This is a genomic window from Rhizobium sp. NLR10b (assembly GCF_019685435.1).
Taxonomy (GTDB): Bacteria; Pseudomonadota; Alphaproteobacteria; order Rhizobiales; family Rhizobiaceae; genus Rhizobium.
Map to the genome: position 1 here is coordinate 252229 of NZ_JABDWV010000009.1, position 17268 is coordinate 269496.

Sequence of the window (17268 nt, forward strand, 5' to 3'; positions counted from 1 at the left end):
AGTCAAATGCGAGCGATTGTTGTTAAGCATCAGGGCAGCACCTGCCTGCAATTGCAGGGCTTTTGCCGGCTCGCCTTGCCACAGGAGTTAACGCAGTGCTGAAATATGAAGGAAATCCGCCGCTTACCGGCCATTAACCACAAGAAGCGAAGGAGCTCTCGGATGCTTCAAAACGGGAATTTCTGCTCTTTCTGGCTGTGAACAGCGCCTTTGCCTTATCCTTTCCTTAAGTCGCGGGGGCCTATTGTCCGGATCGACAGACAGCCTCTTTGGGCGGGTATTGCGTGCGAGTATTGAGTGACATTGGCGGCTGGGCGACGGCCCTCGTAGACCGAGCGGCGACAAGCTGGCTTTCCCGGACGGGTGGCGGCGAAGCCGTGCGCCAGCGCGAGCTTGCGATTCTGCGGCGCCTCGTGCTGCTCTCCTCGGCCGCTCTCGTCGCCGCGCCTGTCGGGCTTTCGGCGGTCACCAGCCCCGCCGTCGCACTGCCGGCCGGCGTCGCCATGGTCTGCGCCGCCTTTCTCTTTTCCGCCGTCGGCAGCATTGCACTTGCCCGCCAGGGCTCGTCGGCCGGCATTGCCACACAGTCGGCCGAGGACTTCTTCCTCGACGTCACCCCCGGCCTCGTCTTTTTCCTGGATCCGCACGGCAGCGTCGCCACCATAGGCGGCCGCGACCGGCGCGATTTCCTTGCCTGGATGCGCGATCCGAAGGGCAGGGGCTTCCTGGAGCAGGTGCATGTCTCCGACCGCATCCTGTTCCTGCAGGCGCTCGATGAGCTCAGGCGCGGCGAAGATGCCGCAAGCGTCGATCTGCGCCTCGACCGGCCTTCGGTCTCGCGCGATCAGCGCCAGTTCGCCTATCTGAGAATGGACATGACGGCTCGCCGTGATGCCGATGGCGAGCTTGCCGCCGTCATCGCCCAATTGCGCGATGTCTCCGTCGAGCAGCAGCTGCGGGCCGAAGCCCAGAACCGTGCGGCCGAGGCCGAATCGGCAAACGACGCCAAGTCGCGCTTCCTCGCCGCGGTCAGCCACGAGCTGCGCACGCCGCTGAACGCCATTCTCGGCTTCTCCGATATTCTGATCGGCGAATATTTCGGCAAGTTCGAAAATGACCGCCAGCGCGAATATGTCGGTCTCGTCCGCGAGTCCGGCGCGCATCTGCTCTCGGTCGTCAATACCATGCTCGACATGAGCAAGATTGAAGCCGGCCGCTACGAACTGATTCTGGATGCCTTCGATATTTCAAGCTCCGTCAGATCCTGCGAATCGATGCTGGCATTGCAGGCCAAGACCAAGGGCGTCACGCTGACGAGCCGGATTCAGCGTGGGCTTGGCGAGATCGTCGCCGATCAGCGCGCCATCCAGCAGATCCTCATCAATCTCGTCGGCAACGCCGTGAAATTCACCGAAGCCGGCGGCGTCGTCTCGGTCGATGCGGCGGCGCGTGACGGCATCCTGAAGCTGACGGTCAGCGATACCGGCATCGGCATTGCCGCCGATAAGCTGGCGATGCTCGGCCAGCCTTTTGTCCAGATCCAGAACGATTACACCCGCCGCTTCGAGGGCAGCGGTCTCGGCCTCTCGCTGGTCAAGGGGCTGGTGGCGCTGCATGGCGGGAATTTTGCCATTGCCAGCCAGCCGGGCGAAGGTACGATCATCACCGTCGAGATTGCGGTGGATGGCTCGGGCGCCCGGCGCGCCGAACACGCCGGTCATGGCGCGACCGTCGAATTTCCGCCGCGGCTGAAGGACGCGGTCGGTACCGGAGCAGAACTGGAAGAGAGGCTTTTCGATGGCCGCGCGCAAGCGAAAATCGCCTAAGGGAAAGAAGCGACGGCAGCAGCCGGGCCTTGTCGTGTCCGGTGCGGCCGCTCTCGGCGGCCTCGGCCTGCAGGGCGCATCCGCGCTGGGTGGTCTCGGGCTGCAGGGGGCGTCCGCGCTCGGCGGCGTCATTGGCCGCAATCCGTCGGTCGCCGGCGGCATGATCGCCTTCTTCGTCATCTTCTCCTTCGTTGCGGCCAATGCCCTCTGGTATCAGCCTGGCCTGCATCCGCACCCGATTTTCCGCACCCGCGACCCGCAGTCCCCAAACGTGCTCGGCGCGCGCCGTCCGGCCGACGAACAACCGGCTGACGTCACCACCTTCCGGATCGAACGGCCGGAGGATGCCGCCACCACCAGCGGGACGCCGGTGCCGGCCGCACCCGCTCAGCAGCCGAGCGAGCTGGTCATGGACATCCAGCAGCAGCTGGTGCGCCGCGGCCTCTATAACGGTATCGCTGACGGCATCATCGGCCCCCGCACCAGTGCCGCCATCCTGTTCTTCCAGGAGACCGTCGGCATGGCCCAGACCGGGGAAGCGACGCCGGAGGTGCTGGCCGCGCTGAAGACCGACGCTGCCGGCCCCTCGACCGTGCCCGTGGAAAAACCGCGTGAGGATGTCACCTCGAAGGCGGCGGCGGAGGACCCGGTCGCTGCTGCGATCCGCAGCGCCGAAAAGACCGTCAAGACGGCTCCGTCAGCCGCAAAGCAGCTTCCATCGAGCGAGCTTGCCACCGTCGACCTGGTGCTGAAGATCCAGAAGGGCCTTTCCAATATGGCCTATGCCAACGTTGGCGTCGACGGTGTGGCCGGCGAGCAGACTCGCGCCGCCATCCGCCACTTCCAGAAGCACTACAACCTCCCCGAAAACGGCGAGCCGAACGAGGCGGTGCTGAAGAAGTTGAAGGAAATCGGTGCGATCTAAGGCGTTCGCGCCACAGTACAACCTAAGTCTAAGACCCCAGCTTCGTTTGCAACTTGTTAACCATGTTGTCCGAAGCTTTGCCAATTGCGGCGGGGGAATGTCGGTCATGCATGCGCTGAAGGCGATAGACGATCTGACCGGAGAACCGACGGTCGAAGCGGAAAGCCCTGATCGCGAGGGATTGCGCCACATCCTGCAGCGCCTTGCCGAAGAAGCCTCCACCCTTGGCATCGATCTCGTCGATATTGCCGGCGCCATCCAGGACATGGCGGCGATGTCGGCGCGCCATGCCTCCGCCTTCGATCATGTCACCAGCACCGCACTTTCGATTGCCGAGACCAATCGCTCGGTAGCCCTGTCGCTGCGCGAGACCGACCGCACGGCGGCCGAAGCCCGCCAGATGCTGAAGGAGTCGGCCGACCGCATGTCCGGTTCCGTTGCCGAGATCGGCCATATGGTTCAGTCCTCCAACGTCATCGGTGCTGAAATCGCCAGCTTCTCGAAATCGCTTGCCGATGTCGACAAGATTGCCGAGGAGATCAGCACCATAGCCCGCCAGACCAACCTCCTGGCGCTGAACGCCGCGATCGAGGCGGCGCGCGCCGGCGATGCGGGCAAGGGTTTTGCCGTCGTCGCCGCCGAAGTGCGCGCTCTTTCGCTGCAGACTTCGAAGGCGACGGGCTCCATTCAGGACACGCTGGATGGGCTTCGGGTGAAGATCGACCGGCTGTCGGCGGTCGGCGGCGATGCCCGCGACAGTGCCGCCGGCGTGCGCGACAAGTCGGAGGCGATGCGCGGCGCCTTCGAAAGCATGGAACATGTCATCACCCGCATTCTCGACAGTTCGACCGTCATGGCCAACACCACCGAGGCGGTCGACCAACAATGCGCCGGTTTCGTCCAGAAGCTCGGCGAAATGTCCGGCGAGATCGCCGGTTCGAATGTCAGGCTGCAGCAGGCGGCAAAGCGCGTCGACAGCGTCGTCGGCCTCTCGGAAACGCTGATTCAGCTGACGGCGAGCGCCGGCGTCAAGACCGCCGACAGCCGTTGGATCGAGGAAGCACAATCCGTGGCAAGGCAGATATCAGGCGTTTTCGAACGCGCCGTCGCCGACGGTCAGATCGGTTTCGACGCCCTCTTCGACCGGCGCTACCGGCCGATGGCTGGCACCGATCCGGTTCAGATGATGGCTGCCTTCACCGAACTCACCGACCGTCTGCTGCCGCCGATCCAGGAGCCCGTCGTCGCCCTGGACGAGCGCGTCGCCTTCTGCGCGGCGGTCGACGAAAACGGTTATCTGCCGACTCATAACCGGAAGTTCTCGCAGCCGCAGCGGCCGGGCGACATCGTCTGGAACACCGCCAACTGCCGCAACCGCCGCATCTTCGCCGATCGCGTCGGCCTTGCCGCCGGCCGCAGCACCGCACCTTTCCTCGTCCAGACCTACCGGCGCGACATGGGCGGCGGCAATTTCGTGATGATGAAGGATATCTCCGCGCCGATCACCGTCAGGGGCCGCCATTGGGGCGGCTTGCGGTTGGCGGTCAAGGTCTGACGCATCCGCCAAAGCTCGGTTGCGGATTGCCGGCCCCGGCGCGCCGGTCTTAGAGGTTTTCCGGGTTAGATTGAAGCATTCTGCCGGAGCAGGTTTTCGTCAGGGCAAAGGCGATTGGCGACGGGCATACCCCAGGTACGTCCGAGCCGATCGCCTTTGATCCTGGCGGAAACATGCCCGGCCCACCGGCCGCACCGCTTCGCCGTGGCGAAGCGACAAGTGCGTCCGGCGATTCCAAAGTCTTGCAGTTTTGCCACGCAAATCTGCGGGATGTTGGCTGAAACGGGCCGGCTGATCGACCGGCCGGCTTGGCCGCAGAGTTGGGCTACGACGCACGCCGGCCGGTCGACCATCCTCTCCGTTTGAGCCAACAGAATGCTTCAATCTAACTCGGAAAGGCTCTATACCGCCCCGATGAGATTACGCGCCGATATCTTCGTTTCCTCGCTTCTGCGCCGCGTCTTCGCAAGCGGCGATTTCGCCGCTGTGGAGAAGAAGGGCGCGGAGGAGGCGGGCGCGATCTTCATCCGCCAACACTTTCGCGATGGTCTGGAAACGCTCTATGCGCCGGCGCCGCAGACCGCCTTCGGCGAAGACGAGATCCGCGACCGGCTGTTCGAAGTCCGCCTCGCGCGCAGCGAGCCGCAAGCGGTGCGGGCGATGCTGGATCGCGAACGCCGCTTCGACCCCGATCTCTGGATCGTCGAGCTGGAGGCGGAGGAATTGGGGGACATAATCCCGCTGGCGGGGGATCGCTGAGAGTCAGGTCTTCTTCAACTCAACGCGACCGCCGCCCCAGCGCGCGTATGTCGCGCTGCACCGGCGCCTGGCGGGCGAAGCGGTGGGTTTCGGTTTCCCGAGATGTGCGCGAATCGGTGGTCTCGGCCTTGTAGGTGTAGCGATCGGCGCGCCGCCAGGCCTCCACCCTTTCGTGGCATTCTTCCGGATCGAGCGCATCGAGCACCATCCAGCCGCGCGTCACATTATGCTGTTGTTCGGCAAGATGCGGATAGAATCGTTCCAGCACGAAGACAGCGTCGAGAAAGCCCATGCCGAGGCTCGTCAGCGTCGTGGCGAGCTGCTGGCCGGAGAGGTCGAGCATGATGCGTTCGGCAAGCCAGCGGCTGGCGGAAAGCGCATCGGCGAGTGCGGTGGCGAAATGCGTCGCCTCGTGCGAGCGGGCGAAGCGCACCAGCAGCGCCTCCTGAATGTCGGTGAGGGTGCGCAGGCCGAGCCTGTCTTGATCGTTGCGGCCGAGATGGCCGGCAAGATCGAGGATGCGACCGCGCAAGGCCTCTTCATTGGCGACCCGCTGTTCCTCCAGCGCTTCGGCCTCGTTGCTCTCCACCTGGACTGGCGAAAGCGGGACGGCCAGCGCTTCCGTGATCGGCGCCGAAGCGGTGGCGGAGCGCGGCTGGGTCTGGCGCAGCGCCACCAGCGCGTCGATGACCTTCGGTGAGAGCGAATCGCGGCTGACGATCGCCTTGACATGCGCCGCACCCTGCATGCGGGCGATGGTGATCAGCGTGTCGTCGGCAACGGCCTTCGAGGCGATAAGGAAAGGCGCGGCGATTTCGATCGGCTGATTGCCGATGAACAGCGCCACGGCTGCCGGCATGGTCTCGCATTGGGAAAGGGCGGCGACTGCCTGGCGCTTGGCTTCGTCGGAGGAAGCTTGGAACAGCGGTGTGAAAAGCTCGGCGAATTGGCGCAGTTCGGATCGTGTCGGATGAGACAGGCTCTCGAAACTGCTCACAGTCGCCATCAACACCACGTCCTTTTTCCTGACGGCCAACGGGCCCTCTAGGTCTCGAAACCGGTCACGCACAAGCACACCCTGAAAACGCAGAACCAAGGGAAACCATGGGGCCGATAGCGCTGGCGGGGACGCCTCTCGGACCACACGGATATGAACAAATCCTACACTTGTACGGTTAATGGATGCTGAAGATTTTATTAAAATGATACAGAAATATACCCGAGGAACCTGCGAATAATGGTTAGCCGGCAATGGAAAGGCTATGGGCTCCGAAAGGGCGCTGCGGCGGCAAGCAAACCGGTCCTCCTCCTGATCGGGTCCGGCGATGCGCCATCGCTTGCAGCAGTTATCACCATGCCGCAACGAGAAAGCCGCTTCGCGGACGGCGGGAATTGCAATCGGCGCGCCTCTAAAACGAGTGGGCACCCAGGATAAACCGAAGCCCGCGCTGATCTGCCACAACAAATATTTCTGTGCCGCATATTTGCAACAGCGGCTCTGGATAGATCGCTGTATCGTCGTCAACTATATGAATTTCTTGTAATTTTATATTGCTCGCTGCCTTCCGGTCTTTCAGCGGGGCATGAAACCAAATCGACTCCTCAAGCGTTGAAGAGGAAGTTACGGAAACTGTGTTTGGCATCCGCTGAATATTAGTAAACTGTTAACTGTCATGTGTCTCAATTCGGACAGGAACGACGCGATTTGAGTATTTGGATCGTCGAAACTCCGCATCACGGTATTTCAATCAGGTGCCGTGGGAAAGGCGCGAATGCCCTCGGTCCGGCCATGCCGGCACCGCAGGACGCGCCGGCTCGCAGAGTGGCGGGCAGGGTGAAATCCATCGCAAGTTCATCCGTCTCGGGCAGTGCATGGAGACGAGAATGGCAATAGTAGTCGCATTGGCGGATCGGCGGCCGCGGGCGCCGCGTCGCCTGGACAAGGAACCGCGCGAAGCCAAGATTCTCTGGTTCACGGGGGTCCGCTATGAGCGGCTCGCCGAGAGCCCTAGACATGGTCCGGCGCCCGCGCCGCGCGCCAGAAAGAAGTAAGCGCCTCTTCAACCCCGGAGCGTGATGCCGAATTGAGAACAGACATTCCGCTTAATTGCCGGGGGTGAATTGCTCACAGCCCGCTTCCGTCAGGAAGTTGCGTGCTGCTTCATCGAAGCTTGCCTGCGGTGCCAGCGTCCGTAGCACGGCATAACCATCCGGCCTCGCCATTTCCACCAGGATCGCTTGGTCCAGTTCCTGCGGCAGGTTCTTGCGCAGGTCCGTCAACTGGATCGGGCCGCCCGCCAGAACGTCGAGCGCGCCGCCCACCGAGGTCCGGTCGTTCATGCTGAACACCTCGTTGGAGGCGCTGTCGTAGATCGCGATCGACCAGAAGGGGACGTTGCCCTTGGCGGTGAAATGCACCGGCGCATCCTCGACGTCGAAGGAGCAGACGGCGGTCCGCAGGAAGGGGTCGCCATTGGCGAGACCAGCCTCGTCGTACTGCTCGCCGAGCAGATAGAAATTGTTGAGATCGCCTTCCGCCGCCACGCGGGTCGCCGCATCCCTGCCGGTGAAATGCGGCAGGGACAGGATGATGACGAGATGCAGGAGCGCTGCGCCGAAAAGACCGGTCAGGACGGCGAAGAAGATCCTAAGCATTGCCGCATCCGGTCTTGGTGAGCTTCGGCATGGCGAGATCGATCACGCCGGAGCTGCCGGCGGTTGGCGTGTCGAACAGCGTCAGCACCAGCCGGAAAGTACCGGCCTGCGGCAAGGCCAGCCAGTTGCCCGGCTGAGCGGCGGCGGAGATCTCGATCGAAAAGCTGCTGTCGGGCTGGCGCAGCACCGTCCAGGAATTGAGCGCCGCCGGAAGCCCGGTCTTCACCGCCGCCGGATTGCCGCCATTGTCGGCGGTAAAGAGCGTCCAGAGCCGGGCGGGCGGCGTCTGCCCGCTGAGGCTGTAGCGGCAGCCGGCGTTCAGCCGTGCACCGTCGTCGTCGACGCTCGCCGTGAAGGTCAGCCCCTCGGCGCTGCCGTAGAGCAACTTGCCGGCGCGTGCCCGGTGCGATTTGGCGTAAGGATCGGCATCGACCGTCTGCAACGCCGGAAAGGCCTCCCAGGCGCCAAGCTTGATCGCCCCGAAACCCTGTGTCGCATCCAGCGCATAAAGCGAAATCATGATGCCGCCGCCGAAGGCGACGATCAGCGTGATCAGGATGAAAAGGGGGAATCGAAACACGTCATGACCTTGGAAACCGGGATGACAGGGTTAGCACTGATTCTGGCAGGGTGGAATGCCGCGCCATGACATGGACGTCGATCTGTCCAGATCGCGGGGCACGCGCGTTGGACGCGGATGAGGGGCGGGTCTCGCCGATCTCCGACACGAACGAGCGCAGCGACCACGCAGCGTCTACTCCGAGCTTGCCACCTTCGCCGGCGTCAATGGCGCGGCGGCCTTCAGCTTCCCTCCGAGCTTCTTAAGGATATCAGTCGATTGGACCGAGAGCATGCGCGGCCGGATGAGCTGCGGCAGTCCGTCCTGCGGCTTGGCGGCGAACGTCTTGGCAAGATCCTTTTCCGAGAGCAGGGGGTTTTCGACGCCGGGGATGGGGCGCAACGTCACACCCTGATGGGCGTAGTCCATGGCGCGCTTGAAGGTCATTGCCGGCAGTGAGCCGCCCGTCATGTTGTTGGTCGAGGTATAGTCGTCATTGCCGAACCAGACGGCGCAGGTGTAATTGCCGGTGAAGCCGACAAACCAGGCATCGCGATAGGCCTGGGTCGTGCCGGTCTTGCCAGCTGTCAGGATGCCGTTGTCGAGGGCCGCCTTGCGCGCCGTGCCGACATAGGGAACGCGCGATAGCATCTGGTTCATATAGACATCGGCCTGTTCGGACAGCACGCGTTTCGGCGCCGGCTCGTCGTGGTCGAAATCGTAGAGCACATCGCCTTCGTAATCGAGGATCTGGGTAATGCCGTGGCGGCGCGACTGATAGCCGCCGGCCGGGAAGGTGGCATAGGCCGTCGCCTGGTCGAGCACCGTCACCTCCGATGTCCCGATCGGGATGGTGACGTCGTCGCGGATCGGCGTTTCGACGCCGAGATTCTTCGCCATTGCCCGGATCGGCTGGATGCCGAGCTTTTCCTTGGCAAGCCGCACCGGCACGGTATTGATCGACTGGGCGATCGCCGTCTCGAGTGTGATGCGGCCGACATAGCGGTTCGCATAATTGTGCGGGCTCCAGTTGCCCCACGAAATCGGGGCGTCGACGATCGTCGTCTGCGGTGTCATCCCGCTCTCCATCGCCAGCGCGTAGGTATAGACCTTGAAGGAGGAGCCCGGCTGGCGCAGCGCCTTGGTGGCGCGGTTGAACTGGCTCTCGCCGTAATCCCGCCCGCCGACCATGGCCCTGACGGCGCCGCCGTTCTCGATCATCACCATGGCGCCCTGCTTGGCGTGATAGGCCTCGCCAAATTCACGCAGCGATGTCTCGACCGAATCTTCGGCCGCCTTCTGGATGCCCATGTCGATCGTCGTGCGCACGATCAGCGAATGCTGGTGGAAGCGCGGCGAAAGACGTTGCACTTCGTCGAAGGCCCAGTCGAGGAAGAAATCCGGCGATTCCACCTCGTTGCGGTCGACGACGGTCGCCGGATTGCGCCGGGCGGCGATCACCTGGCCCTCCGTCATCAGCCCACTCTGCACGAGATTGGTCAGCACCTCGTTGGCGCGGGCACGCGCGGCTGGCAGGTTGACATGCGGCGCATATTTGGCCGGCGCCTTGAACAGGCCGGCAAGCATTGCCGACTCGGCAAGGTTCACATCGGTAATGTTCTTGCCGAAATAGAATTGCGCCGCTGCCGCGGCACCAAAGGTGCCGCCGCCCATATAGGCGCGGTCGAGATAGGTGGAGAGGATTTCCTTCTTGGAGAGATTGGCTTCGAGCCATAGGGCCAGGAAGGCTTCGGTGATCTTGCGGTCGATCGAGCGCTCGTTGGAGAGAAACAGGTTCTTGGCGAGCTGTTGCGTCAGCGTCGAGCCGCCTTGCACCACTTCGCCGGCCTGGGCGTTGGTGACCATGGCGCGGAAGAGGCCGATCGCGTCGATGCCGAAATGGTCGAAGAAACGCCGGTCTTCGGTCGCGAGGACGGATTTGATCAGGGAATCCGGCAGCTCGTCGATCGGGACGGAATTCTGGTGGATGACGCCGCGATGGCCGATGACGTTGCCGTAGCGGTCGGTGAAGGTGACGGCGAAATCGCCGCGATTGCGCCAGTCCTCCTTGGTCGCCTCGAAGGCTGGCTGGGCAAGCACCAGCATCAGCACCGCGCCGGCCGCCCCGAGGGTCAGCCCTTCGCCGGCAAGTTCGAAGATCATGCGTTTCCAGCCGCGAACGCGAAAGCGGCGGAAGAAGATGGTGGTGTCTTCCCAGATCTCGGCGGCGCGGAAGCCGGCGTTCCAGACGGTCGAATCGATCCATGAATCGATGCGCAACAGAATGTGGCGGCTCTTCGGCGGCCGCCTGCCCGCCGCGTCACCGGTTCGTTTGTCTGATTCCCTTTCAGGCCCTTTTTCAGGGTTGTCCGGATCCTGCACGTCCTGTATTCCCGCCTGATCGCGCTTGCCTCATGTCCGGCCGCCGGAAAGCGACGAAAGCGCGAGGCCCTCAAGGCCCGAAAAGCTCTCCGATACCAGGAGCATGCTGAAGAATTGATTGATTTTATGGCGGATAACAAGAGAGATAGAGCGGCGGTCACGTGAAATTGGGCCGCTGTTGCAAGAAACGGACGATGACCGATCTGCCCTTCTGGAAGAAGAAGACCCTTGCCGAAATGAGCCCCGCCGAATGGGAAAGCCTCTGCGACGGCTGCGGCCTCTGTTGCCTCAACAAGCTCGAGGAGTGGGAGAGCGGCGATATCTATTTCACCTCGGTCAGCTGCAAACTGCTCGACGGCCAAAGCTGTCGCTGCTCCAGCTATCAGAACCGGTGGGATTTCGTGCCTGACTGCGTGCAGCTGACCAGGGAGAACGTGCCTGAGATCGCCTGGCTGCCGCCGACCTGCGGCTACCGGCTGATTAATGAGGGCCGCGATCTCTACTGGTGGCATCCGCTTGTCTCCGGCGATCCCGAGACCGTCCATGCCGCCGGCATTTCCGCCCGCGGCCGCACGATCAATGAAACCGAGATCGATATCGATGATCTCGAGGATTATGTCGTCGACTGGCCGCTGACCGTGGGTGCGGAAAAGGATGAAGAAGAAGCGTGAGCGGGGTCAGGATTTCACCGCAGTCAGGAAGCGCCGCAATTCCGTCTCCACATAGGCGGCCACCGGGCCGCCCGCGCCAAATCCCCACCAGGTGAGCGATCCCTGCCATTGCGCCAGCATCAGCCGGGCGATCGTTTCCGGCGCCTTCGCCGAGCCGAAACAGCGCGCGATCGCCGCTGTCAACGCCGTTCCCCAAGCCGCCCCGCGGGCGCGCAGCACCGGATCGCGAAAATCTTCGCGCAGCACTAGCAATCCCTCGCCATAGGCGGCGGCATCATCGCCATATTCATGCGACAGGCCGACGAGCAGCGCGACGGCGCCGTCCGGCGTCTTCGGCACGGCGCCGGCAAGGCGCGCCGTCTCCGCATCCAGCCGGTCCCAGGCGTAAAGCAGCGCGGCGCGCAGCATCGCCGCCTTTGTCCCGAAACGCTGAACCAGGGTTGAACCGGAAAGACCGCTCGCCTTCGCCACCGCGGCAAACGTCGCCGCATCCGGCCCTTCCGCATGGATCAGCGCCAGCACCATGGCGAGAAGCTGTTCGTCGGACAGGGTGCGGCGGCGCGGCATGAAATTCCTCTTGCGTTCATTTTGAATATGAACGAACATTCGTTTATATTCAACCAAAGCCAGTCGCAGTCGGCCGGCTCCCGGTTCTAGCGTGGAGGATGGAGACGTGACAGCGGACTTGCGCGAAAAAGTGGCCTTGGTGGCGGGCGCCACGCGTGGCGCCGGCCGAGGCATTGCGGTCGAACTCGGTGCTGCCGGCGCCACCGTCTATGTCACCGGCCGCACGACACGCGCCCAGCAGTCCGACTATGCCCGGCCCGAGACGATCGAGGAAACGGCCGAACTGGTGACGTCGGCGGGCGGCAAGGGCATTGCCGTACAGGTCGATCATCTCGTTCCGCATGAGGTCGAGGCGCTCGTCGCCCGCATCCGGGCGGAAGCCGGCCGGCTCGACATCCTCGTCAACGACATCTGGGGCTGCGAGAAGCTGTTCGAATGGGACAAGGCGGTCTGGGAGCATTCGCTGGACAAGGGCCTGCGCATGCTGCGGCTCGGCATCGAGACGCATTTGATCACCGCCCATTACGCGCTGGCGCTGATGATCGAGCGGCCGGGCGGGCTGCTGGTGGAGGTAACCGACGGCACGGCCGAATACAACGCCGCGCATTACCGGCTCTCGCCGTTCTACGACCTCGTCAAGACCGGCGTCACCCGCATGGCCTGGGCGCATGCCCAGGATCTGGCCAGACACGGCGCCACCGCCGTTTCGATCACGCCCGGCTGGCTGCGCTCCGAAATGATGCTGGAGGCCTATGGCGTGAGCGAGGAGAATTGGCGCAACGCGACCGGGGTGCAGCCGCATTTTGCCATTTCTGAAACCCCGCGTTTCGTCGGCCGTGCGGTAGCGGCCCTGTCAGCCGATCCCGACCGCGCCCGCTGGAACGGCCAGTCGCTGTCGAGCGGCGGGGTGGCGAAGGCCTATGGTTTCGACGATGTTGACGGTTCGCGGCCGGATTGTTGGCGTTACCTAGTGGAAGTGCAGGAACGGGACAAACCGGCTGACGTAACTGGCTACCGGTGAGGCTGACCGCCGCCCTTGGGCGCGCTGCTGCCATGAGGCGCCGTTTGGGCCGCCGTCTTCATCTGCCCGGCGAAGCTGGTTTCCGGCTTCGTCGCCAGCTTGTCCTTCTTCGGCTTGCGGGCCTCGCGATTGCTTCTCAGCTGTCCCTTTGCCATGGATGGATCTCCCTTTAGATCGGAATTGAAAGCCACGCACTACCGGCCTGCGGAATTGCCCGGCCGCGTCGGTCGGCGCTCGCGCGGCAATCCCTGGATCGCATAGCGGTTACAGACGGGGGTGACCGGTTTCTGTTGCTTCTTCGGTCTGCCGAAATGGTATTCGAGCGCCCGCAAGAGCATGGCCGGCGAGGTGACGCCCTCCTGGAACAGCTTGATCAGCAGCATGGCTGCGGCGTTGCAGGTCTGTTCGTCGCCGGCCGGTATTCTTGCTTTGTAGCCCGCGGTGTCGAGCACACCCTGAAGCATATCGAGATCGGATGACGTCAGATAGGGCTTATCGGAAGTGGAAGACATCGAAGTCCCCTTTCGTCGGGGCGGGGGTTATGAAACCCTCAGTCGGCAGCGCCCGTGCGATGGCTGCCGAAGCCGAAACAATGCGCCTTTCGCTGGGGCAACGCAACGGGATTTTTGCGGCTGGCGGACGGGTGAGGGCTGCCCTCGGCCCGGCGGCCGCAAGGGTGATGGCGATCTCCAGAGCTACGGCCTGACGGCCGTTATATCTCGCCTTTGTGGAAATAGGCTTCGAGGCGATAGCCGTCCGGATCGATGACGAAGGCGGCGTAATAGAAGCGGCCGTAATCCGGGCGGATACCCGGTTCACCGTTATCCGTGCCGCCGGATTCGATCGCAGCCGCATAAAACGCGTCGACCGCGGCCTCGTTCGGGGCGACGAAGCAGAAATGCAGCCCGGATTGCATGTCGGCCACAACGGGATGGGCAACCTGCATCACCCAAAGGCCGACCTGTTCCGAACCGTAGCCGATCATGCCGTCGGAATTCGACAGGCGCTCATATCCGAGCGGCGCCAGCGCTGCGTCGTAGAAGCGGCGGGCTCTTTCGAGATCTTTGACGCCGATGGAGATATGATCGAACATGGACCGCAAACTCCGTTGATCCCAGGATTGACGGCAGCATCTTTCAATGGCAGTTCCGAGTCAACGAACGAACTTGGCTCGCTCGTAGGTGGGCCGCATACCGGACCGGCCTGTGAAGCCAGCCGCGGTTTCAGTCTTCGACGGCAGTCACGCGCGATGCGGCCCTATTGCAGCTGCGGCTTTTTCAGAAAGCTGTTGCGGTCGGCGGATTTGATCCGCAGCCAGGCTTCCCGGCCGTTGCGCAGAATTCGCATCGGAATCTCGGCGCCGGCCGGGCCGCTGCTCCAGAGCTTTCGGTAGAAATCGGCCAGGCCATCGACCTCCTCGTCGCGGATTTCCGAAATGATGTCGCCCTGACGTAGGCCGGCCTCGGCGGCCGGACCGCCTTCGGCGACGCTCATCACCACCACGCCACCACTGCTTTCGGCGGAGAATGCGCCGAGCCAGGGCCGCGGCGGCTTGTTGACCTGGCCGCGGTTCAAGAGATCGTCCAGGATCGGCGGCAGTAGATCAATCGGAACGACCATGTTGATATCGGCGACCTCGCCGTCCTGGCTCATCTGCAGGCGAAGCGAACCGATGCCGAGAAGCTTGCCGTCCGCGCCGATCAGGGCTGCGCCGCCCCATGCGGGATGGGCCGGCGCAGTAAAAATCGCCTCCTCCAGCAGATATTCCCAATAACCGGCGAATTCCTGTCGGGCCACGATACTTGCCTGGACATATTCGCCGATGCCGTCGGCAAGCACGACGGGATCGCCGGGCTTTGCCGCGGCCGCATCGCCAAAATCCACTGCTGGCGCGTTCAGGACGCCGAGCGCCTGCACCAGCCCGAACCCGCTCTCCTGGTCATAGGCAAGCGGATGGGCGGGAACCACCCGGCCGTCCAGCGTCGTCAACCAGACTTCGTCGGCCTCGGTGATGAGGTAACCAATCGTCAGCACCAATCCATTGTCGCGGATGACCACGCCGCTGCCCTCACGGATGGTTCCCAGCGTCTCCGCCGTGAAGGCATCTTCCGGAATGGAGGAGCGGATGCCCACGATTGACCGCAAGATGGGATTGATATTCATGCTTTCATCCTAATGGAGTGCCGGTACGGAATAAGACCGGCACATTCATTCTTGGATAGGTAAGAGAGTGGGCGACGGGTGCAAGACCGTGTCAAACGGAATCTCCGCCGGCCGATGCGCGATTGCCCGCTAATGGCACACGATCAGGTTCATCGAGCGCCAACCTCATTTCGCATGGTATCGCCGACCTGCTGAGCGGCACCATATTGCCGAGGTGAGCACCCCATGACCCGTTTGAAAGCGGTGCTGAAGGCGCTTTCCGAATCATAACCGAGCGACAGGCCGACGCTCGCAATTGCTTCGGCCGGATTTGCCAGCCGGTCTGCCGCGACAAGCATGCGCCAGCGCGTCAAATAATCCATCGGCGCCAGCCCGACCTTTGCCTTGAAATGGAGGGCAAAGGTGGACCGAGACATCGACGCCCGTTCGGCCAGCAACTGCAACGTCCATTTGCGTGCCGGATCGGCATGCATGGCCGCGAGCGCCGCTCCGATCCGCCTGTCGGTGAGTGCGAAAAGCCAGCCGACGCCGCGGGCATCCGGCGATGCGATATAGAGGCGCAACACCTGCATGAGCATCACATGCGCGAAATGCTCTGCCATCAGAAAACCGCCGGGTTGTCGGTCGCGCAGTTCGCGCGTCATCCGATCGAGCGACCAGCGCAGCACGGCGGCGTGATCGGAATCCCTTTTCACATGAACGATTGTCGGGAGGATGCCGAGAAGGATGTCGGAGTTTCCTCCCGAAAAGGAAAAACGGCTGCCAATCAGGAAGAAATCGCCCCCGCCGTTGCAGGTCGCAATTCCATCGCGGGCAATCGAATAGATCGCCTCGCATGGCATCGCTTCGACAGATGGATCACTGGCGAGACGAAAAGCCCGGCGGCTTGTCAGGAGAAAGCAGTCGCCTTCCTCCAGCCGGACGGACTCGGCAACGCCATCGACGCTGAGCCAGCACGCCCCGGAAATGACCGCGTTGAACTTGATGCCTTCAGGAGGTGGAAAATCGAGCGCCCAGGCGCCGCCGGCATTCAGTCCCGCGGAGACATAGCTTCGAGGTTTGAGCAATGCGAGGACATTGGATAAAGGGTCCATGCGGAAATTCCGGACGATAACGAAGAGGTGACGGACTCTAGCGCATGGATCGTCTGATCGCCACGCCCTATCCTCGCGACTGTCCTACTAGAAACGTTAATGAAGGCAATTATCATGAATGATAAGCAAGTCCCTATCGGCTCCGGCTTCGGAGCCCGCACGACCGCTGTCGAGGTCGTGGCCGGCCTTGATCTTTCCCGCAAGTGCGCCGTCATCACGGGCGGCCATTCCGGCCTCGGGCTGGAGACCACACGCGCTCTGGTTGGCGCTGGCGCTAGGGTAATCATCGGGGCAAGGAACATTGACGCGGCCCGAGACGCCGTTGCCGGCATCGATGGCGTACAGGTCGAACGGCTGGATCTCTCCAATCTGGAAAGCGTCCGCCGCTTCGCCCAGCGCATCGTCACGGCCGGCCGCAGCATCGATATTCTGATCAACAGCGCCGGCATCATGGCCTGCCCGGAGACCCGCGTCGGCGATGGCTGGGAGGCGCAATTCGCAACGAATCATCTGGGCCATTTCGCTTTGGTTAACAGCCTTTGGCCGGCATTGTCGCGGAATGCGCGTATCGTTTCGGTTTCATCAGGCGGCCATCGGATCTCCGGCATCCGATGGGACGACCTGCAGTTCGAGACTGGCTACGACAAATGGCAAGCCTATGGGCAGTCGAAGACAGCCAATGCGCTTTTCGCCCTGCATCTGGACAGGCTCGCGCGCGGCGTTGGTATCCGCGCGTTTTCGCTGCACCCGGGCAAGATCCTCACGCCACTGCAGCGGTATCTTTCACGAGAGGAAATGGTGGGTGCGGGGTGGATCGACTCGAACGGCAATCCGATCGACCCGACATTCAAGACGCCGTCGCAAGGCGCCGCTACCCAGCTATGGGCGGCGACCTCACCTCAGCTCGAGGGTATGGGAGGCCTCTATTGCGAAGATTGCGATGTGGCGAACAGGGCGATCGATGGGAAGCCGGGCGGCGTGAGCGATCACGCCGTTGACCCCGAGCAGGCCGAGCGGCTGTGGGCCCTGTCGGCCAGGCTGAGCGGCATCGACGCCTTCGCGTCACCATCAATGCGGTGAGACATCCAGTC

The 17268-nt window shown here is 63.0% G+C and carries 19 protein-coding genes; 9 read left to right on the top strand and 10 right to left on the bottom strand.

What is annotated here, in order from left to right:
- Positions 1-284 precede the first annotated feature (284 nt).
- From HJB91_RS17300 to HJB91_RS17315, 4 genes are all read left to right on the top strand, one after another.
- On the top strand, positions 285-1826 hold the full coding sequence (locus HJB91_RS17300) for a HAMP domain-containing sensor histidine kinase (RefSeq protein ID WP_221155552.1): 1542 nt from the start codon (positions 285-287) through the stop codon (positions 1824-1826).
- Complete coding sequence (locus HJB91_RS17305) at positions 1798-2751, top strand: peptidoglycan-binding domain-containing protein (protein WP_210628595.1); 954 nt, start codon at positions 1798-1800, stop codon at positions 2749-2751. Before HJB91_RS17300 ends, HJB91_RS17305 begins: the two co-directional genes overlap by 29 nt.
- Positions 2752-2857: 106 nt before the next feature.
- Entirely contained in the window at positions 2858-4306 is a 1449-nt protein-coding gene (locus HJB91_RS17310) for a methyl-accepting chemotaxis protein (protein WP_221122646.1), read from the top strand.
- Between the two features lie 414 nt (positions 4307-4720).
- Entirely contained in the window at positions 4721-5065 is a 345-nt protein-coding gene (locus HJB91_RS17315; RefSeq protein WP_210631667.1) for a DUF1491 family protein, read from the top strand.
- A 19-nt stretch (positions 5066-5084) separates the two neighbouring features.
- Here HJB91_RS17315 and HJB91_RS17320 read toward each other — a convergent pair whose 3' ends face one another.
- Positions 5085-6134 (bottom strand): hypothetical protein, encoded by a 1050-nt coding sequence (locus tag HJB91_RS17320; RefSeq protein WP_221155554.1) that lies wholly within the window; start codon positions 6132-6134, stop codon positions 5085-5087.
- Between the two features lie 815 nt (positions 6135-6949).
- On the opposite strand from HJB91_RS17320, the gene HJB91_RS17325 reads away from it, so the two are divergent.
- Positions 6950-7117: a hypothetical protein gene (locus tag HJB91_RS17325; protein WP_221122637.1), complete on the top strand. Its 168-nt coding sequence runs from the start codon at positions 6950-6952 to the stop codon at positions 7115-7117.
- 51 nt (positions 7118-7168) lie between these two features.
- Here HJB91_RS17325 and HJB91_RS17330 read toward each other — a convergent pair whose 3' ends face one another.
- The 3 genes from HJB91_RS17330 to HJB91_RS17340 form a co-directional block, all read right to left on the bottom strand.
- Positions 7169-7720: a DUF1254 domain-containing protein gene (locus HJB91_RS17330; protein ID WP_210628592.1), complete on the bottom strand. Its 552-nt coding sequence runs from the start codon at positions 7718-7720 to the stop codon at positions 7169-7171.
- Positions 7713-8300, bottom strand: a complete 588-nt coding sequence (locus tag HJB91_RS17335; RefSeq protein WP_210628591.1) for a DUF1214 domain-containing protein — start codon at positions 8298-8300, stop codon at positions 7713-7715. The genes HJB91_RS17330 and HJB91_RS17335 overlap by 8 nt, the downstream gene beginning before the upstream one ends.
- Before the next feature lie 174 nt (positions 8301-8474).
- Positions 8475-10661, bottom strand: coding sequence for a transglycosylase domain-containing protein (locus HJB91_RS17340; RefSeq protein ID WP_221155556.1), 2187 nt, complete (start codon positions 10659-10661; stop codon positions 8475-8477).
- A gap of 194 nt (positions 10662-10855) precedes the next feature.
- Between HJB91_RS17340 and HJB91_RS17345 the strand changes: the two genes are divergently transcribed.
- Complete coding sequence (locus HJB91_RS17345; protein ID WP_210628589.1) at positions 10856-11332, top strand: YcgN family cysteine cluster protein; 477 nt, start codon at positions 10856-10858, stop codon at positions 11330-11332.
- Positions 11333-11338: 6 nt separating this feature from the next.
- Here HJB91_RS17345 and HJB91_RS17350 read toward each other — a convergent pair whose 3' ends face one another.
- Complete coding sequence (locus HJB91_RS17350; RefSeq protein ID WP_221124235.1) at positions 11339-11899, bottom strand: TetR family transcriptional regulator; 561 nt, start codon at positions 11897-11899, stop codon at positions 11339-11341.
- A gap of 106 nt (positions 11900-12005) precedes the next feature.
- On the opposite strand from HJB91_RS17350, the gene HJB91_RS17355 reads away from it, so the two are divergent.
- A complete protein-coding gene (locus HJB91_RS17355) occupies positions 12006-12920 on the top strand; it encodes an SDR family oxidoreductase (protein WP_221155558.1) in 915 nt (304 codons plus the stop codon).
- Here the strand turns inward: HJB91_RS17355 and HJB91_RS17360 are convergent.
- A complete protein-coding gene (locus HJB91_RS17360) occupies positions 12911-13075 on the bottom strand; it encodes a hypothetical protein (protein ID WP_176439425.1) in 165 nt (54 codons plus the stop codon). The genes HJB91_RS17355 and HJB91_RS17360 overlap by 10 nt on opposite strands.
- 39 nt (positions 13076-13114) lie before the next feature.
- A complete protein-coding gene (locus tag HJB91_RS17365; RefSeq protein ID WP_210628586.1) occupies positions 13115-13432 on the bottom strand; it encodes a hypothetical protein in 318 nt (105 codons plus the stop codon).
- A gap of 29 nt (positions 13433-13461) precedes the next feature.
- On the opposite strand from HJB91_RS17365, the gene HJB91_RS17370 reads away from it, so the two are divergent.
- Entirely contained in the window at positions 13462-13626 is a 165-nt protein-coding gene (locus HJB91_RS17370) for a hypothetical protein (protein ID WP_210628585.1), read from the top strand.
- A 6-nt stretch (positions 13627-13632) separates the two neighbouring features.
- On the opposite strand, the gene HJB91_RS17375 is transcribed toward HJB91_RS17370, so the two are convergent.
- The 3 genes from HJB91_RS17375 to HJB91_RS17385 all read right to left on the bottom strand — a co-directional run bounded on the left by HJB91_RS17375 (position 13633) and on the right by HJB91_RS17385 (position 16177).
- Positions 13633-14013 carry a VOC family protein gene (locus HJB91_RS17375; protein WP_210628584.1) on the bottom strand — a complete coding sequence of 127 codons (381 nt, stop codon included), beginning with the start codon at positions 14011-14013 and terminating at the stop codon, positions 13633-13635.
- Positions 14014-14177: 164 nt separating this feature from the next.
- Positions 14178-15083, bottom strand: coding sequence for a S1C family serine protease (locus tag HJB91_RS17380; protein WP_210628583.1), 906 nt, complete (start codon positions 15081-15083; stop codon positions 14178-14180).
- Between the two features lie 149 nt (positions 15084-15232).
- On the bottom strand, positions 15233-16177 hold the full coding sequence (locus HJB91_RS17385; RefSeq protein ID WP_221155561.1) for an AraC family transcriptional regulator: 945 nt from the start codon (positions 16175-16177) through the stop codon (positions 15233-15235).
- A gap of 114 nt (positions 16178-16291) precedes the next feature.
- On the opposite strand from HJB91_RS17385, the gene HJB91_RS17390 reads away from it, so the two are divergent.
- Complete coding sequence (locus HJB91_RS17390; RefSeq protein WP_221124233.1) at positions 16292-17257, top strand: SDR family NAD(P)-dependent oxidoreductase; 966 nt, start codon at positions 16292-16294, stop codon at positions 17255-17257.
- Positions 17258-17268: the final 11 nt, after the last annotated feature.